This is a genomic window from Pseudomonas hunanensis (assembly GCF_013393325.1).
GTDB classification, from domain to species: domain Bacteria; phylum Pseudomonadota; class Gammaproteobacteria; order Pseudomonadales; family Pseudomonadaceae; genus Aquipseudomonas; species Aquipseudomonas putida_P.
Genome location: NZ_QJRC01000084.1, coordinates 98,526 through 113,615 on the forward strand (window position 1 = coordinate 98,526; position 15,090 = coordinate 113,615).

Below are 15,090 nucleotides of genomic sequence, written 5' to 3' on the forward strand. Positions count from 1 at the left end.
GCGCCCATCAGCTGGTCAAACAGGAGGTTCCCATGAGAGGAACACGCGGCAATTTCTATAACCTGGCCTGGCGTTGGCACTTCTATGCGGGGCTGTTCGTGGCCCCGTTCATGATCCTGTTGGCGATCACCGGGATCATCTACCTGTTCAAGCCGCAGCTCGACCCGCTGCTGTACCGCGACTTGATGGTGGTCGAAGCCGGCCACCACCGGCAGGGCGCGGACATGATGCTGGCCGAAGTACGCCAGGCTTACCCCAAGGGCCATGTCGGCCAGTACCTGCCGCCACTGAGCGCCGAGCGCAGTGCACAGTTCGTGGTGCATGACGGCGGGCGCGAACTGAACGTTTTCGTCGACCCCTACAGCGGCAAGGTCCTCGGTGAGCAGGACGGCAAGCAGAACCTGCAGGCCATCGCCCGTGCGCTGCATGGTGAACTGATGGTCGGCACGCTCGGCGACCGCCTGGTGGAACTGGCCGCCGGCTGGGGCATCGTGCTGGTGGTGTCGGGCCTGTACCTGTGGTGGCCACGCGGACGCAATGGCGCTGGCGTGCTGTGGCCCCGGTTCAGTGCGCGCGGCCGCTTGTTCTGGCGCGACCTGCATGCGGTAACTGGCTTCTGGGGTTCGGCCCTGTTGTTGCTGATGCTGGTCAGCGGCATGACCTGGACCGGCCTGTGGGGCAAGCAGTATGCCGATTTGTGGAACCGCTTCCCGGCCGCCATGTGGAACGACGTGCCCAAGTCGGACCAACAGGCGGGTGAGCTGAACAACGCACACCGCCAAACCGTGCCCTGGGCGATGGAAAACACGCCAATGCCGCAGTCTGGCGCACACGCCGAACACGCCGGCCACTCCATGATGTCAGACATGCCCGCAGCGCCTCAGGTGAGCGTGCAGCAGGTCGAGGACATCGCCACTTCGCGCCAGGTCGAGCCGGGCTACAGCATCACCCTGCCCACCACTGCCGACGGGGTGTTCACCATTGCCGTGTTCGCCGACGACCCGCGCAACGACGCTACCTTGCATGTCGATCAATACACCGGCAAGGTTCTGGCCGATGTGCGCTGGCAGGACTACAGCCCGGTCGCCCGCGCCACCGAGATGGGCGTGATGCTGCATGAAGGCAAGATGTTCGGGGCGTTCAACCAGGTCGTCATACTGCTGGTGTGCCTGATGATTCTGCTGGGCTCGGTGAGCGGCCTGGTGATGTGGTGGAAGCGCCGGCCAGCCGGTGGGCTGGGCGTGCCGCCGCTGCGTCATGACCTGCCGCGCTGGAAGACGGCGGTGGGGGTAATGCTGGTGCTCGGCGTGATGTTCCCGCTGGTGGGGGTTTCGATGGTGGTGATGTGGGTTGTCGATAGCCTGGTGGTAAGGCGCCGTCGGATGCTGGTTCAGGCTTGAGATTGCCGGGGGCGCTTTGCGCCCCTTTCGCGACACAAGGCCGCTCCTACAGGAATGCGCGATCATTGTAGGAGCAGCCTTGTGTCGCGAAAGGGCTGCACAGCAGCCCACAGCTGCCACCCAAAAGTAGAGTCGATCTGTCGCGCCCTGAACTGGAACGCGCGTGTTAGCCTAGCCGGCTACCTCAGACAAGAAGACCGACCTTACAAGGGAATGCAGCCTATGACGCAAACCTCACCCTCAACGCCAGATGAACAGCATCTGCAGCGCAACCTGACCAACCGCCACATCCAGCTGATCGCCATCGGCGGCGCGATCGGTACCGGCCTGTTCATGGGCTCGGGCAAAACCATCAGCCTGGCCGGGCCGTCGATCATCTTCGTCTACATGATCATCGGCTTCATGCTGTTCTTCGTCATGCGCGCCATGGGCGAACTGCTGCTGTCGAACCTGAACTACAAGTCGTTCATCGACTTTTCCGCCGACCTGCTCGGCCCCTGGGCCGGCTATTTCACCGGCTGGACCTACTGGTTTTGCTGGGTGGTCACCGGCATCGCCGACGTGGTCGCCATCGCCGCCTACACGCAGTTCTGGTTTCCCGACTTGCCACAGTGGATACCGGCGCTGACCTGCGTCGGGCTGCTGCTGTCGCTGAACCTGGTGACGGTGAAAATGTTCGGCGAGCTGGAATTCTGGTTCGCCCTGGTCAAGATCGTCGCCATCCTTGGCCTGGTCGCGACTGGCCTGTACATGGTGATCACCGGCTTCACCTCGCCCAGCGGGCGCACCGCACAGCTGGCCAACCTGTGGAATGACAGCGGCATGTTCCCCCATGGCCTGATGGGCTTCTTCGCCGGTTTCCAGATCGCGGTGTTCGCCTTCGTCGGCATCGAGCTGGTGGGTACCACCGCCGCCGAAGCGAAGAACCCGGAGCGCACCCTGCCGCGGGCGATCAACTCGATCCCGATCCGCATCATCGTGTTCTATGTGCTGGCGCTGATCGCGATCATGGCCGTGACCCCATGGCGCGACGTGGTGCCAGGCAAGAGCCCGTTCGTCGAACTGTTCGTGCTGGCGGGCCTGCCGGCAGCGGCGAGCATCATCAACTTCGTGGTACTGACCTCGGCGGCCTCGTCGGCCAACAGCGGCGTGTTCTCCACCAGCCGCATGCTCTACGGCCTGAGCCAGGAGGGTGATGCGCCCAAGGCCTTCGAGAAGCTGTCGAGCCGCTCGGTACCGGCCAACGGCCTGTACTTCTCCTGCACCTGCCTGCTGCTGGGCGCGGTACTGATCTACCTGGTACCGGACGTGGTCGAGGCGTTCACCCTGGTGACCACGGTGTCGGCGGTGCTGTTCATGTTCGTCTGGACGCTGATCCTGCTGTCGTACCTGAAGTACCGCAAAAACCGCGCAGCGCTGCACCAGGCGTCGAAGTACAAGATGCCCGGCGGGCGCTTCATGTGCTACGTGTGCCTGGTGTTCTTCGCCGGCATCCTGGTGCTGCTGAGCCTGGAGGCCGACACCCGCTCGGCGCTGGTAGTGACGCCGATCTGGTTCATGATTCTGGCGGTGACGTATCAGTTCGTGCGCAGCAGACGCCATCCACGCGGCGCTACGCCACAGGTGGAGCAGAGCCAGCGCTAAGCCGCCGAGGCAGTGGCTCACGATACGCGTGGGCCATTCGGTTCGACTCAGAGCTTAAGCGCGATGCTGACCCTCATCGGGCTCGCGCTACCCTCAAAGGATTTGCTGACCACTTGTAACGGCAAGATCCCGTTGTACCAACCTGCCGGCAACCCTGGATTCTGCGAGGCGTCGGCCTGCAACGACAACTCGAGTCTGGGCAGCCGCCCCTCGCAGTCGCTACCAATGGCATGCATCCCGGTCCAGGTGCAGGCAGGTCCCATCCTGCGTGAGGCGGTCATCTTGACTGTAAAAACCTTGCCATCACCGTCGTGCACCAGGCGCACCTGTAGCGGTGTACCTGCCGGTGCCTGGTCCACAACTTGAGTCGGGCCGACCTCTTCCGAGAGCGCGACAAAAGCACCTTCCCTGGAATGGATACCCTCGACAATCAGAGGCTCGTGTCCCAAAGGGCTGTAATAGAAGCCGCGCAGTCCTTCGAAGGCTGGACTGTAGTTACTGAGCCGATTGGCACTTTCACGCCACACCCTGGCCATGTCCGCTGTCGAGGGGTCGCCAAGGGCCTGGCCGTCATACATGACCTGGGGGTTCGAGTAATACGGGACATTGTTCCCACACATGAAGGTGTGCGCGCCATTGGCCGTCTGGTAACCATGGAAATAGTACTCAAGCTCACCCGTATAGCAGTGTTGGCCGCCGGCGTTATGGCCTACCTCGTGGCGAAATGCCAACGGCGCCTCGACGCCATTGATACTCGACCACTGGCGTACATGGGCGAGCCCGCCTTGGAACAGCGTTCCGGAAAAGGCGACATTGATGTCATGGAAGTAGTCTTCGCGCAGCGGCGTCATCAAGTCACGGATCGCATTCAGCCCCGCGGCATCCACCACATGGTCGGTGTCGGTGACAGTGATACCGACCAACCGCAGCTGTATACCTGGCAACTCGGAGTTGCGAAGGCCCAGGTTGGCTGTCTCCAGCTCGGCCAAGGCATACGCCACGGGGTCTCCTTCCAGCTTGGAAAGTGCCTTGGCGGTAAACAGGACCAGCGCATCGACGGTGGCCACTTGTTGTTGCCCACTGCCGATGGCCTCCGCACGCTCGGGCTTGGCATCGGGGTCGGGGGACCTGTTCATGTCGGCAGGCGACTGCTTCAGTATGCGTTTGCCTTTAGCATCGACATACAGGACACCTACCTCGTCGGGCCGGTCGATGATCGCGGTGAGCGCACCTGCCGGATCCAGGACCATTACCAGCGAGCCTTTGACCAGCTGCTTGTTCCGATCGATGAGATTGCCACCCTCGACGGTGTATCCCTGGGTAGTGCGCTGCGAATGAACCAGCGCATAGTCGTATATGCCCACCGCTTCCTTGCCCGCCCTAGCCACCATCGATGTCCTTGCCTGAAGTGCATCGAAGGATGCACATCCACCCAGGGGTAGCGCTGATACGAGCACGGATAAGGAAAGGGACAGCGCTTTGACCAAGCCTGAGAAGTTCATGCTGAATGCCCGCTGGTTTGAACATGTCCCAGACACTACGCGGCACAAGCGCGCCCTGATACTGGCAAAAATATCAGGGGAACAGCCTTTGGCCGTAAAGCCAATCAAGATGAAGTGCCGAACAGCGGCTCCAATGCTGTGCACACAAACCCCTCAAGCACCAACCTGGACCTCGCCAACGCCCCATCACCTCGCACAACCCTTCTATTACGCCAGTTTCGCCACTAGGCACACCCCTTGCAACGCCCCTCCCCGCTGCCCAACACCCTAAAAGAACTCAGCGGAGAGAGCACATGAAGCGTCGCAGTCTGATCAAGGCTTTTACCCTCAGCGCATCGATTGCGGCGATGGGCCTGAGCTGGAGCATCCAGGCCGCCGAGACCATCAAGGTCGGCATCCTGCATTCGCTTTCCGGGACCATGGCCATTTCCGAGACCTCGCTCAAGGACATGGCGCTGATGACCATCGACGAAATCAACGCCATGGGCGGTGTGAACGGCAAGATGCTCGAGCCGGTAGTGGTCGACCCAGCCTCCAACTGGCCGCTGTTCGCTGAAAAGAGCCGTCAGTTGCTGACCCAGGACAAGGTCGCCGTGGTGTTCGGCTGCTGGACCTCGGTGTCGCGCAAGTCAGTGCTGCCGGTGTTCGAAGAGCTCAACGGCCTGCTGTTCTACCCGGTGCAGTACGAAGGTGAAGAGATGTCGCCGAACGTGTTCTACACCGGCGCCGCGCCCAACCAGCAGGCGATTCCGGCCGTGGAATATTTGATGAGCGAGGACGGCGGTAGCGCCAAACGCTTCTTCCTGCTGGGCACCGACTACGTCTACCCGCGCACCACCAACAAGATTCTGCGCGCCTTCCTGCATAGCAAGGGTGTGGCCGACAAGGATATCGAAGAGGTGTACACGCCGTTCGGCCACGCCGATTACCAGACCATCGTCGCCAACATCAAGAAGTTCTCCGCCGGTGGCAAGACGGCGGTCATTTCCACGGTCAACGGCGACTCCAACGTGCCGTTCTACAAGGAGCTGGCCAACCAGGGCCTGAAGGCTACCGACGTGCCAGTGGTGGCCTTCTCGGTGGGCGAAGAGGAGCTGCGCGGCATCGACACCAAGCCACTGGTGGGCCACCTGGCGGCGTGGAACTACTTCGAATCGGTGGATAACCCGGTGAACCAGAAGTTCGTCGCCGACTGGAAGGCCTATGCCAAAGCCAAAGGTCTGCCGGGTGCCGACAAGGCCGTAACCAACGACCCGATGGAAGCCACCTATGTGGGCATCCACATGTGGGCGCAAGCAGTGGAAAAAGCCAAGTCCACCGACGTCGACAAGGTGCGTGAGGCGCTGGCCGGGCAGAGCTTCAAGGCGCCCTCGGGCTTCACCCTGACCATGGACAAGACCAACCACCACCTGCACAAGCCGGTGATGATCGGCGAGATCCAGGATGACGGGCAGTTCAGTGTGGTGTGGGAAACCGAGCAGCCGCTGCGGGCGCAGCCTTGGAGCCCGTTCATTCCGGGCAACGACAAGCGCCCGGACTATGCAGTGAAAGGTAACTGAGCACTGGGGCCGCCATGCGGCCCCATCGCGAGCCAGCTCGCTCCTACAAATGAGGTGCTTCCCCTGTAGGAGCGAGCTGGCTCGCGATGTATCCACCGCCGATCTCCAGGATTACCCGCATGCTCAGACTCCTGCTCACCCTGCTCCTGCTACTGCCGCTGGCAACCCAGGCCAGCGAGGGCGAATTCTTCCTTACCGCCAAGCCCGGCGAGCAAGCCCGTCTGCTCGAAGGCTGGGCGGCGCAACCCGATGCCGCGCGCCTGCCACTGCTGAATGAACTGCGCCAAGGCCGCATCGCCGCCGATGACACCCGCAAGTTACGCCTGAACAACCGCCTGCGCGGCCTGATCGACAACGCCCTGGCCAGCCACCAGTTGCTCAGCGACAACAGCGACACCCGCCTGGCCGCCGCCCAACACCTGCAAAAAAGCGCACAACCGGCGCAGATGGCCTTCCTCGACCGGCGCTTCGCCGCCGAGCCGGACGCCGCCGTCCACGCCGCCCTGGGCCTGGCCCTGGCCAACCTGCAACTGGGCGCCAGCGAACCCGCCGTTCGCCTGGCCGCCGTGCGCCTGCTGGGTGAAACCGGCGACCCGCTGGCCCGCACCCGCCTCGAAGCGCTGCTGCAACCGGATGCGGAAGCCGATGCCGGCGTACGCACCGCCGCCGAAACCAGCCTGGCCCAGGTCAAGCGCAAGCTGCTGGTCGGCGAACTGCTCGGCCAGGCATTCAGTGGCCTTTCGTTGGGTTCGATCCTGCTGCTGGCGGCGCTCGGCCTGGCGATCACCTTTGGCCTGCTCGGGGTGATCAACATGGCACACGGCGAGATGCTGATGCTCGGCGCGTACAGCACCTACATGGTCCAGGTGCTGCTGCAGCGCTACGCCCCAGGCGCCATTGAGTTCTACCCGCTGATCGCCCTGCCGGTGGCCTTCGCGGTCAGTGCCGGTGTGGGCATGGCGCTGGAGCGCGCGGTCATCCGCCATCTGTACGGCCGCCCACTGGAAACCCTGCTGGCTACCTGGGGCATCAGCCTGATCCTGATCCAGGCCATTCGCCTGCTGTTCGGCGCGCAGAACGTCGAGGTGAGCAACCCGGCCTGGCTGTCCGGCGGTATCCAACTGCTGCCCAACCTGGTGCTGCCGTACAACCGCCTGGTGATCATCGGTTTCGCCCTGGCCGTGGTCCTGCTCACCTGGCTGCTGCTCAACCGCACGCGGCTGGGCCTGAACGTGCGCGCAGTCACCCAGAACCGCAACATGGCGGCTTGCTGCGGGGTGTCCACCGGGCGCGTCGACATGCTCGCCTTTGGCCTGGGTTCTGGCATCGCCGGGCTCGGCGGCGTAGCCCTGAGCCAGGTCGGCAACGTCGGCCCCGATCTGGGCCAAAGCTACATCATCGATTCGTTCTTGGTGGTGGTGCTGGGCGGCGTGGGGCAACTGGCCGGCAGCCTGTGGGCCGCCTTCGGCCTTGGCATCGCCAACAAGCTGCTGGAGCCGCAGATCGGTGCCGTGCTCGGCAAGATCCTCATCCTTGCGTTGATCATTCTGTTCATCCAGAAGCGTCCGCAAGGCCTGTTCGCCCTCAAGGGACGGGTAATCGACTGATGAACCAGCCACTGCTTGTCACCGCTACGCAAAAGGCCGGGCCACGCCTGACCCTGGCCATCGGCGCCGTCGTCGTGCTGCTGCTCGTCGCCCTGCCGCTGCTCTCGCTGCTGCCGGCGGACCATGCCCTGCAGGTGTCGGCCTACACCCTGACCCTGGTCGGCAAGATCCTCTGTTACGCCATCGTCGCCCTGGCCCTGGACCTGGTCTGGGGCTATGCCGGGCTGCTGTCGCTGGGCCATGGCCTGTTCTTCGCCCTGGGCGGCTATGCCATGGGCATGTACCTGATGCGCCAGGCGGCCGGCGACGGCCTGCCGGGGTTCATGACCTTTCTGTCGTGGACCGAGCTGCCGTGGTACTGGGCCGGCACCCAGCATTTTGCCTGGGCCCTGTGCCTGGTGGTGCTGGCACCGGGGCTGCTGGCGCTGGTGTTCGGCTGGTTCGCCTTCCGCTCGCGGATCAAGGGCGTGTACTTCTCGATCATGACCCAAGCCCTGACCTTCGCCGGCATGCTGCTGTTCTTCCGCAACGAAACCGGTTTTGGCGGCAACAACGGGTTTACCAACTTCCGCACCATCCTCGGCTTCGACATTACCGCGCAAGGCACTCGCGCGGTGCTGTTCCTGCTCACGGTCGGCCTTTTGCTGGCCAGCTTGTACCTGTGCTGGCGCCTGACCCGCAGCAAGTTCGGCCGCCTGCTCACGGCGGTGCGCGATGCCGAAAACCGCATGATGTTCTGCGGCTACGACCCACGCGGCTTCAAGCTGCTGGTGTGGGTCCTGAGCGCCGTGCTGTGCGGCCTGGCCGGGGCGTTGTATGTGCCACAGGTGGGCATCATCAACCCCAGCGAAATGTCGCCGACCAACTCCATCGAAGCCGCCGTGTGGGTGGCCTTGGGCGGGCGCGGCACGCTGATCGGCCCGTTGCTCGGCGCCGGCCTGGTCAATGGCATGAAAAGCTGGTTCACCGTGGCCTTCCCGGAGTTCTGGCTGTTCTTCCTGGGCGCACTGTTCATTCTTGTCACCCTGTACCTGCCCAAGGGCGTGGTCGGCCTGTTGAAGAAAAGGAGCCAGCCATGAGAGGCGTGCCCCCGGTTCACCCGGAATTCATGTTGGAGCCGGTGTTCGACCACCTCGGCGCCGGTCGCGACGCCATCGGCCTGGGCCAAAGCCGCAAGGCTGGCCTCGACACCCGCCACGGCACGGTGCTGAGCCTTGAAGACATCAGCGTCAGCTTCGATGGTTTCAAGGCGCTCAACGCGCTGAACCTGTACATCGGTGTGGGCGAGCTGCGCTGCATCATCGGTCCCAACGGCGCCGGCAAGACTACGATGATGGACGTGATCACCGGCAAGACTCGCCCTGACACCGGCAGCGCTTTCTTTGGCGACACCCTCGACCTGACCCGCATGAGCGAATACCAGATCGCCCAGGCCGGCATTGGCCGCAAGTTCCAGAAGCCCACGGTATTCGAGGCGCTGACAGTGTTCGAAAACCTGGAGCTGGCGCTGAAGGCCGACAAGTCGGTATGGGCCAGCCTGGCAGCGCGGCTGAGCGGCGAGCAACGCCAGCGCATCGAAGAGGTGCTGAGCACCTTGCGCCTGCTGCCCCTGGCCCAGCGCCAGGCTGGCTTGCTGTCGCACGGACAGAAGCAGTTTCTGGAGATAGGCATGCTGCTGGTGCAGGAGCCGAAGTTGCTATTGCTGGATGAACCGGTGGCGGGCATGACCGATGCCGAGACCGAGTTCACCGCCGAGTTGTTCAAGGGCCTGGCTGGCACGCATTCGTTGATGGTGGTGGAGCATGACATGGGCTTTGTCGGCAGCATCGCCGACCATGTCACGGTGCTGCACCAGGGCAGTGTGCTGGCAGAAGGGTCGCTGGAGCAGGTGCAGGCGGATGAGCGGGTGGTCGAGGTGTATCTGGGCCGATGATCAATCGAGGACATGACATGCTTAAAATCGACACCCTGCACCAGTACTACGGCGGCAGCCACATCCTGCGTGGCCTGTCTTTCGAAGCCAAGGTCGGCGAGGTTACCTGCCTGCTGGGCCGCAACGGCGTGGGCAAGACCACCCTGCTGCGCTGCCTGATGGGCCTGGTACCCGCCCGTGACGGGCGTATCGAATGGGAAGGCAAGCCCATCACCAGCCTCAAGCCCCAGCAACGGGTCCACGCTGGTATCGCCTACGTGCCCCAGGGCCGCGAGATATTCCCGCGCCTTACCGTCGAGGAAAACCTGCTGATGGGCCTGTCGCGCTTCCCCGCCCGTGAAGCCCGCGAAGTGCCGGCCTTCATCTACGAGCTGTTCCCGGTGCTGGAGCAGATGAAGCAACGCCGTGGCGGCGATTTGTCTGGCGGCCAGCAGCAACAGCTGGCCATCGGCCGCGCCCTGGCCAGCCGCCCGCGCCTGCTGATTCTCGACGAGCCCACCGAAGGCATCCAACCTTCGGTGATCAAGGAAATCGGCGCCGTAATCCGCCGCCTGGCGCAGCGCGGCGACATGGCGATTCTGCTGGTGGAGCAGTTCTACGACTTTGCCGAAGAACTGGCCGACCAATACCTGGTCATGTCCCGCGGCGAAATCGTCCAGCGCGGCCGCGGTGAAAACATGCAAGCCGAAGGTGTGCGCGGGCTGGTAACCATTTAATCTGCATTCAACGACCCTGCGAGACGCTGTCATGAGTTACGAAATCCGCGATGCCCTGCCCACCGACGTGCCCGGCATCCTCGACATCTACAACGACGCCGTGCGCAACACCACGGCGATCTGGAACGAAACGCCGGTAGACCTGGCCAACCGCCAGGCCTGGTTCGAAGCGCGGGCGCAGCAGGGTTATCCGATCCTGGTCGCGGTAGATGAGACAGGCGTGCTGGGCTATGCCTCGTTTGGCGACTGGCGGCCGTTCGAGGGCTTTCGCCTGACCGTGGAGCACTCGGTGTATATCCGGGGTGACCAGCGCGGAAAAGGGCTGGGACCGGTGTTGATGGCAGCGCTGGTCGAGCGTGCGCGTGGTTGCGGCAAACATGTGATGGTGGCGGCCATCGAGAGTGGCAATGCGGCCTCGGTGCGCCTGCATGAGCGACTGGGCTTCGTGGTGACCGGGCAGATGCCGCAAGTGGGGGTGAAGTTTGGCCGCTGGCTGGATTTGACCTTCATGCAACTGGTGTTGAACCCAGGGGCCGAACCAACCTGAAATACGGCCCATTGTGGGAACGGCCTTGCGCGACGCAAGGCCGCTCCCACAGGCGCCAGCATGATCGCCTACATCTGGGTAAACCTGCCCAGCCGCTGGCGCAGCATGCTGTTCTCGCTGCGCAACTGCTGCACTTCCTGCAACAGCTCCAGCGCCAGCGCCACCCCTTCCCACTCCAGTTCCAGCTCCTGGTGCAGCTTGGCCGCACGCCTGGTCAGCAGCGGCGCCTGATCGTCGAACAACCAGTCCTCCGGCGTTCGCCCGGAAGGTTCGACAATGCCGTGCTCGACGATTTCGATCACGCAGTCCGCCGTGACATCGGCTTCCTGACACAGGGTACGCATGTCCAATTGAACGATCAGGGTGCTGCTCATGATCACTTACTCCATTGTGCCCTCGGGTTGAACGCGGCCTTTTCGGAAAGCTTGGCCCACAGTTCACGGGTAGACTCGTCAGACGTGGTCGGCATCACCACTTTGAGCTGCGCGTAAAGGTTGCCGCGCTCGCCCTGCTTGTTCGCCAGGCCCTTGCCGGGTACGCGCAGGCGCTGCCCGCTCTGGCTGTCCGGGCGAATGGTCAGGTTGATCTTGCCCTCCAGGGTCGGTACCGCCACCTTGGCGCCCAGGGCAGCCTCCCACGGTGCCAAGGGCACGGTGATGATCAGGTCATGGCCTTCGACATCGAACAGTGGGTGCGGCGCCATGCGAAGGGTCAGGAACAAGTCGCCATTGGCCCCGCCACCGCTGCCCGGTGCGCCCTGGCCCTTGAGGCGAATGCGCTCGCCGTCGGTCACCCCGGCCGGAATTTTCACGTTCAGGGTCTTGGTGGTAAAGCCGGTGCGCTGGCCCATGGCATTGGTTTGCGGCACCTGGAAGCTGATCTGCTTGGACTCCTTGCTCAGGGTTTCTTCAAGGAACACTGCCAGTTCAAGCTCCACGTCCTGCCCCCGCCTGCCTGCACTGCGTTGCTGCTGCCGAGCGCCACCGAAGGGGTTGCCGCCCCCGCGCCCACCGAAGATCGAGCTGAAGAAGTCGGAGAAATCGCCGCCTTCGAAGCCACCGCCACGGTTTTCCCAGCCCGGTGGCGCCTGGAACGGCCGGCCATGCTGGCCGCCGTACTTGCGAATTTCATCGAACTCGGCACGTTTCTGCGCGTCGCCCAGCACTTCGTAGGCCTCGTTGGCCTCTTTGAACTTGTCCTCGGCGTCGCGCTCCTTGCTGACATCGGGGTGATACTTGCGCGCCAGCTTACGGTACGCGGCCTTGATCGCCTTGTCGTCCGCCGTGGGCTCTACGCCGAGTATCTTGTAATAGTCTTTGAAGTCCATCTGTGGATCACCAATGTGAATGTGCGTGTTGCAACAGAAGATAGGGGTCAAGCATAGCCTTTCAAGACCGCCTTGGGTTTGCCCCATGGCAGACGACTGGTCTTGATTCTGTAGCCAAGTGGCATAAACTGCGCGGCCGTTTTCGCTCCGGAAGCTGATTTCCCATGTCTGACGTATCCCCGGCCCGCGCCCTGGGCATCGATTTTGGCACCTCCAACTCCACGGTCGGCTGGCACCGCCCTGGCGTGGAGTCGCTGATTGCCCTGGAAGACGGCAAGATCACCTTGCCCTCGGTGGTGTTCTTCAATATCGAAGAGCGGCGCCCGGTGTATGGCCGCCTGGCGCTGCACGAGTACCTGGAAGGCTACGAAGGCCGCCTGATGCGCTCGCTGAAAAGCCTGCTGGGCTCGAAGCTGATCAAGCACGACACCAGCGTGCTGGGCAGCGCCCTGCCGTTCAAGGACCTGCTGGGCATGTTCATCGGCGAGCTGAAAAAACGTGCCGAAGCCGCTGCGGGCCGTGAATTCGACCAGGTGGTGCTGGGCCGCCCGGTGTTCTTCGTCGACGAAGACCCGGCCGCCGACCAGGAAGCAGAAGATACCCTTGCCGAAGTAGCGCGCAAGATCGGCTTCAAGGACGTCTCGTTCCAGTACGAGCCGATTGCCGCAGCCTTCGACTACGAGTCGAGCATCAGCCGCGAAGAGCTGGTGCTGATCGTCGACATCGGCGGTGGTACCTCGGACTTCACCCTGATCCGTCTGTCGCCCGAGCGCCACTTGGTCGCCGAACGCCAGAGCGACATCCTCGCCACCGGCGGCGTGCACATCGGCGGTACCGACTTCGACAAACAGCTGAGCCTGCAGGGCGTGATGCCGCTGTTCGGCTACGGCAGCCGCATGAAGAGCGGCGCGCTGATGCCCACCAGCTACCACCTCAACCTGGCCACATGGCACACCATCAACGCCCTGTACTCGCAAAAGTCGCAGTTGGCGCTGGGCAGCATGCGCTACGACATCGAGGACAGCTTCGGTATCGACCGCCTGTTCAAACTGATCGAGCAACGCGCCGGGCACTGGCTGGCGATGGAAGTGGAAGCCAGCAAGATCGAACTGACCGAGCACGACAGCCGCCGCATCGACCTGCGCCGCGTCGAGCCCGAGCTGACGGCAGAACTGACACGTGCGCTGTTCGAAGAGGCCATCGACGGCCTGCTGGAGCGGGTGCGCGGTAGCGTGACCGAGCTGTTGGCCAAGGCTGGCGTGAGCGAAGGGCAGGTCGACACGGTGTTCTTCACCGGGGGTTCCAGCGGAATTCCGGCGCTGCGCAACAGCGTGTCGGCGATGCTGCCGAATGCGCGGCATGTGGAAGGCAACATCTTTGGCAGCATTGGTAGCGGCCTGGCCATCGAGGCCCGCAAGCGTTACGGCGCAGCCTGAGCCATCTTGGGGCTGCTTTGCAGCCCCAGCACGCTGTCAGACCAGCTCCGCCCGCTTCAGCTCACTCTTCAGGTAGGCATAGTAGATCGGCCCTGCCACCACCCCAGGCAGCCCGAACGCCGCCTCGAACACCAGCATCGCCAACAGCAGTTCCCACGCCTTGGCACTGATCTGCCCGCCCACGATCCGCGCGTTGAGGAAATACTCGACCTTGTGGATGACGATCAGGTAACCCAGCGCTGCCGCCGCCACCCAGATCGACAGCGACAAGCCGACAATGGTGATCAGGGTGTTGGACATCAGGTTGCCGATCACCGGTAGCAGGCCCAACAGGAAGGTCAGCACGATCAGCGTCTTGGTCAACGGCAGGTGCACACCGAACAACGGCATCACCACCGCCAGGAAGATGCCGGTGAAGGCCGTGTTGAGCAGCGAAATCTTGATCTGCGCGAAGACGATGTTGCGAAACGCCTTCACCAGCAGATTGAGGCGTTCGAACAGCGCCGCCGCCAGGGGCTTGCGCCGGGAAACATCGGGAATGCGCTGCAAGGCGATGATGGCGCCGAGGATCATGCCGATCAGTAGCGTGACGAACATGTGCGCCATGCCCTTGCCCACCAATTGCAAATCGCTCAGGTGGCTCTTGATCCAGTCGCCGATGGCGACCTTGAACTCTGCGGCACTGGCGGGCAGGTAGCCTTCGATGAAGGGTGGCAGCTGGCCGCGGGCACGCTCGACCAAGGCCATGAACTTGTCCAGCGAGGCGCCGGGGTTCTCCGCCTCGTGCAGCAAAAAGCTGAAGGCACCGGCAATCAGCAGCGTCAGGGTGCTGACCACCAGCGTGCCGAGCAGGGCCACCGCCAGCCAGCGCGCGCGTTGCCCAGCCAACAGCGGCTGCAGGCGCGGGGTCAGCATGTTGACCAGTTCGAACACCAGCAGGCCGGCCAGCAGGCTGGGCAGCAACTTCAGGGGCAAAGCCAGCAGCAGCCCGGCCATGACGATGATCAGGCTGGCCAGGGTGATCTGACGGGGGGTAAAGGTCATACAGCCTCGACGGCAGACAGCGGGAATGCCCGCAGTCTGCCAGCCTTGGCGGCGCAGGCATAGGCGCAGGTCATTTCTTCTTCAAGCAGTCGCTCATGTAGGCTTTACGCTCGTCACCCTTCAGGGCTTTGGTGGTGGCGTCGGCGTTGCAGGTTTTCATCTTCTCTTGTTGGGTTTGCGGCACATCCTTCTTCAGGCAGGTGCTCATGAAGGCTTTGCGCTCATCGCCCTTCAGGGCCTTGGTGGTGGCGTCGGCATTGCAGGTTTTCATTTTTTCCTGCTGCGCGGTATTGGCCGCGAAGCCTTGGGCGCTGAACAACACAGCCAACGCCAGCAATGGAATGTGCAGCACTTTCATGGAGTGGTCTCCTTGGC

General features: G+C 63.1%; 14 protein-coding genes. 9 read left to right on the forward strand and 5 right to left on the reverse strand.

Annotation, left to right across the window (positions count from 1 at the left end; translation table 11 throughout):
• The first annotated feature begins 32 nt into the window (after positions 1 to 32).
• Positions 33 to 1,400, forward strand: a complete 1,368-nt coding sequence (locus DM807_RS11585) for a PepSY-associated TM helix domain-containing protein (protein ID WP_179027396.1) — start codon at positions 33 to 35, stop codon at positions 1,398 to 1,400.
• A gap of 222 nt (positions 1,401 to 1,622) precedes the next feature.
• The gene (cycA, locus tag DM807_RS11590) at positions 1,623 to 3,044 is read left to right on the forward strand and encodes a D-serine/D-alanine/glycine transporter (protein ID WP_012274412.1); all 1,422 of its coding nucleotides are present in this window, start codon (positions 1,623 to 1,625) and stop codon (positions 3,042 to 3,044) included.
• Positions 3,045 to 3,091: 47 nt separating this feature from the next.
• On the opposite strand, the gene DM807_RS11595 is transcribed toward cycA, so the two are convergent.
• Positions 3,092 to 4,546 (reverse strand): M12 family metallo-peptidase, encoded by a 1,455-nt coding sequence (locus tag DM807_RS11595; protein ID WP_179027397.1) that lies wholly within the window; start codon positions 4,544 to 4,546, stop codon positions 3,092 to 3,094.
• A gap of 293 nt (positions 4,547 to 4,839) precedes the next feature.
• On the opposite strand from DM807_RS11595, the gene urtA reads away from it, so the two are divergent.
• From urtA to DM807_RS11625, 6 genes are all read left to right on the forward strand, one after another.
• The gene (gene urtA, locus DM807_RS11600) at positions 4,840 to 6,105 is read left to right on the forward strand and encodes an urea ABC transporter substrate-binding protein (protein WP_179027398.1); all 1,266 of its coding nucleotides are present in this window, start codon (positions 4,840 to 4,842) and stop codon (positions 6,103 to 6,105) included.
• A gap of 86 nt (positions 6,106 to 6,191) precedes the next feature.
• Positions 6,192 to 7,712: an urea ABC transporter permease subunit UrtB gene (gene urtB, locus DM807_RS11605; RefSeq protein WP_425326926.1), complete on the forward strand. Its 1,521-nt coding sequence runs from the start codon at positions 6,192 to 6,194 to the stop codon at positions 7,710 to 7,712.
• The gene (urtC, locus tag DM807_RS11610) at positions 7,712 to 8,791 is read left to right on the forward strand and encodes an urea ABC transporter permease subunit UrtC (protein ID WP_012274416.1); all 1,080 of its coding nucleotides are present in this window, start codon (positions 7,712 to 7,714) and stop codon (positions 8,789 to 8,791) included. Before urtB ends, urtC begins: the two co-directional genes overlap by 1 nt.
• The gene (gene urtD / locus DM807_RS11615; RefSeq protein ID WP_012274417.1) at positions 8,788 to 9,645 is read left to right on the forward strand and encodes an urea ABC transporter ATP-binding protein UrtD; all 858 of its coding nucleotides are present in this window, start codon (positions 8,788 to 8,790) and stop codon (positions 9,643 to 9,645) included. Before urtC ends, urtD begins: the two co-directional genes overlap by 4 nt.
• Positions 9,646 to 9,662: 17 nt before the next feature.
• Positions 9,663 to 10,361 (forward strand): urea ABC transporter ATP-binding subunit UrtE, encoded by a 699-nt coding sequence (gene urtE, locus DM807_RS11620; RefSeq protein ID WP_060493417.1) that lies wholly within the window; start codon positions 9,663 to 9,665, stop codon positions 10,359 to 10,361.
• A 31-nt stretch (positions 10,362 to 10,392) separates the two neighbouring features.
• Complete coding sequence (locus tag DM807_RS11625; RefSeq protein ID WP_012274419.1) at positions 10,393 to 10,908, forward strand: GNAT family N-acetyltransferase; 516 nt, start codon at positions 10,393 to 10,395, stop codon at positions 10,906 to 10,908.
• Positions 10,909 to 10,976: 68 nt separating this feature from the next.
• Here DM807_RS11625 and DM807_RS11630 read toward each other — a convergent pair whose 3' ends face one another.
• Both DM807_RS11630 and cbpA read right to left on the reverse strand, forming a co-directional pair.
• Positions 10,977 to 11,282, reverse strand: coding sequence for a chaperone modulator CbpM (locus tag DM807_RS11630; RefSeq protein WP_012274420.1), 306 nt, complete (start codon positions 11,280 to 11,282; stop codon positions 10,977 to 10,979).
• 2 nt (positions 11,283 to 11,284) lie between these two features.
• A complete protein-coding gene (gene cbpA / locus DM807_RS11635) occupies positions 11,285 to 12,235 on the reverse strand; it encodes a curved DNA-binding protein (protein ID WP_179027400.1) in 951 nt (316 codons plus the stop codon).
• Between the two features lie 164 nt (positions 12,236 to 12,399).
• Between cbpA and DM807_RS11640 the strand changes: the two genes are divergently transcribed.
• Positions 12,400 to 13,671: an Hsp70 family protein gene (locus DM807_RS11640; protein WP_012274422.1), complete on the forward strand. Its 1,272-nt coding sequence runs from the start codon at positions 12,400 to 12,402 to the stop codon at positions 13,669 to 13,671.
• A 36-nt stretch (positions 13,672 to 13,707) separates the two neighbouring features.
• On the opposite strand, the gene DM807_RS11645 is transcribed toward DM807_RS11640, so the two are convergent.
• Both DM807_RS11645 and DM807_RS11650 read right to left on the reverse strand, forming a co-directional pair.
• Positions 13,708 to 14,715: an AI-2E family transporter gene (locus DM807_RS11645; protein WP_012274423.1), complete on the reverse strand. Its 1,008-nt coding sequence runs from the start codon at positions 14,713 to 14,715 to the stop codon at positions 13,708 to 13,710.
• Positions 14,716 to 14,785: 70 nt separating this feature from the next.
• A complete protein-coding gene (locus DM807_RS11650) occupies positions 14,786 to 15,073 on the reverse strand; it encodes a PsiF family protein (RefSeq protein WP_012274424.1) in 288 nt (95 codons plus the stop codon).
• Positions 15,074 to 15,090 lie beyond the last annotated feature (17 nt).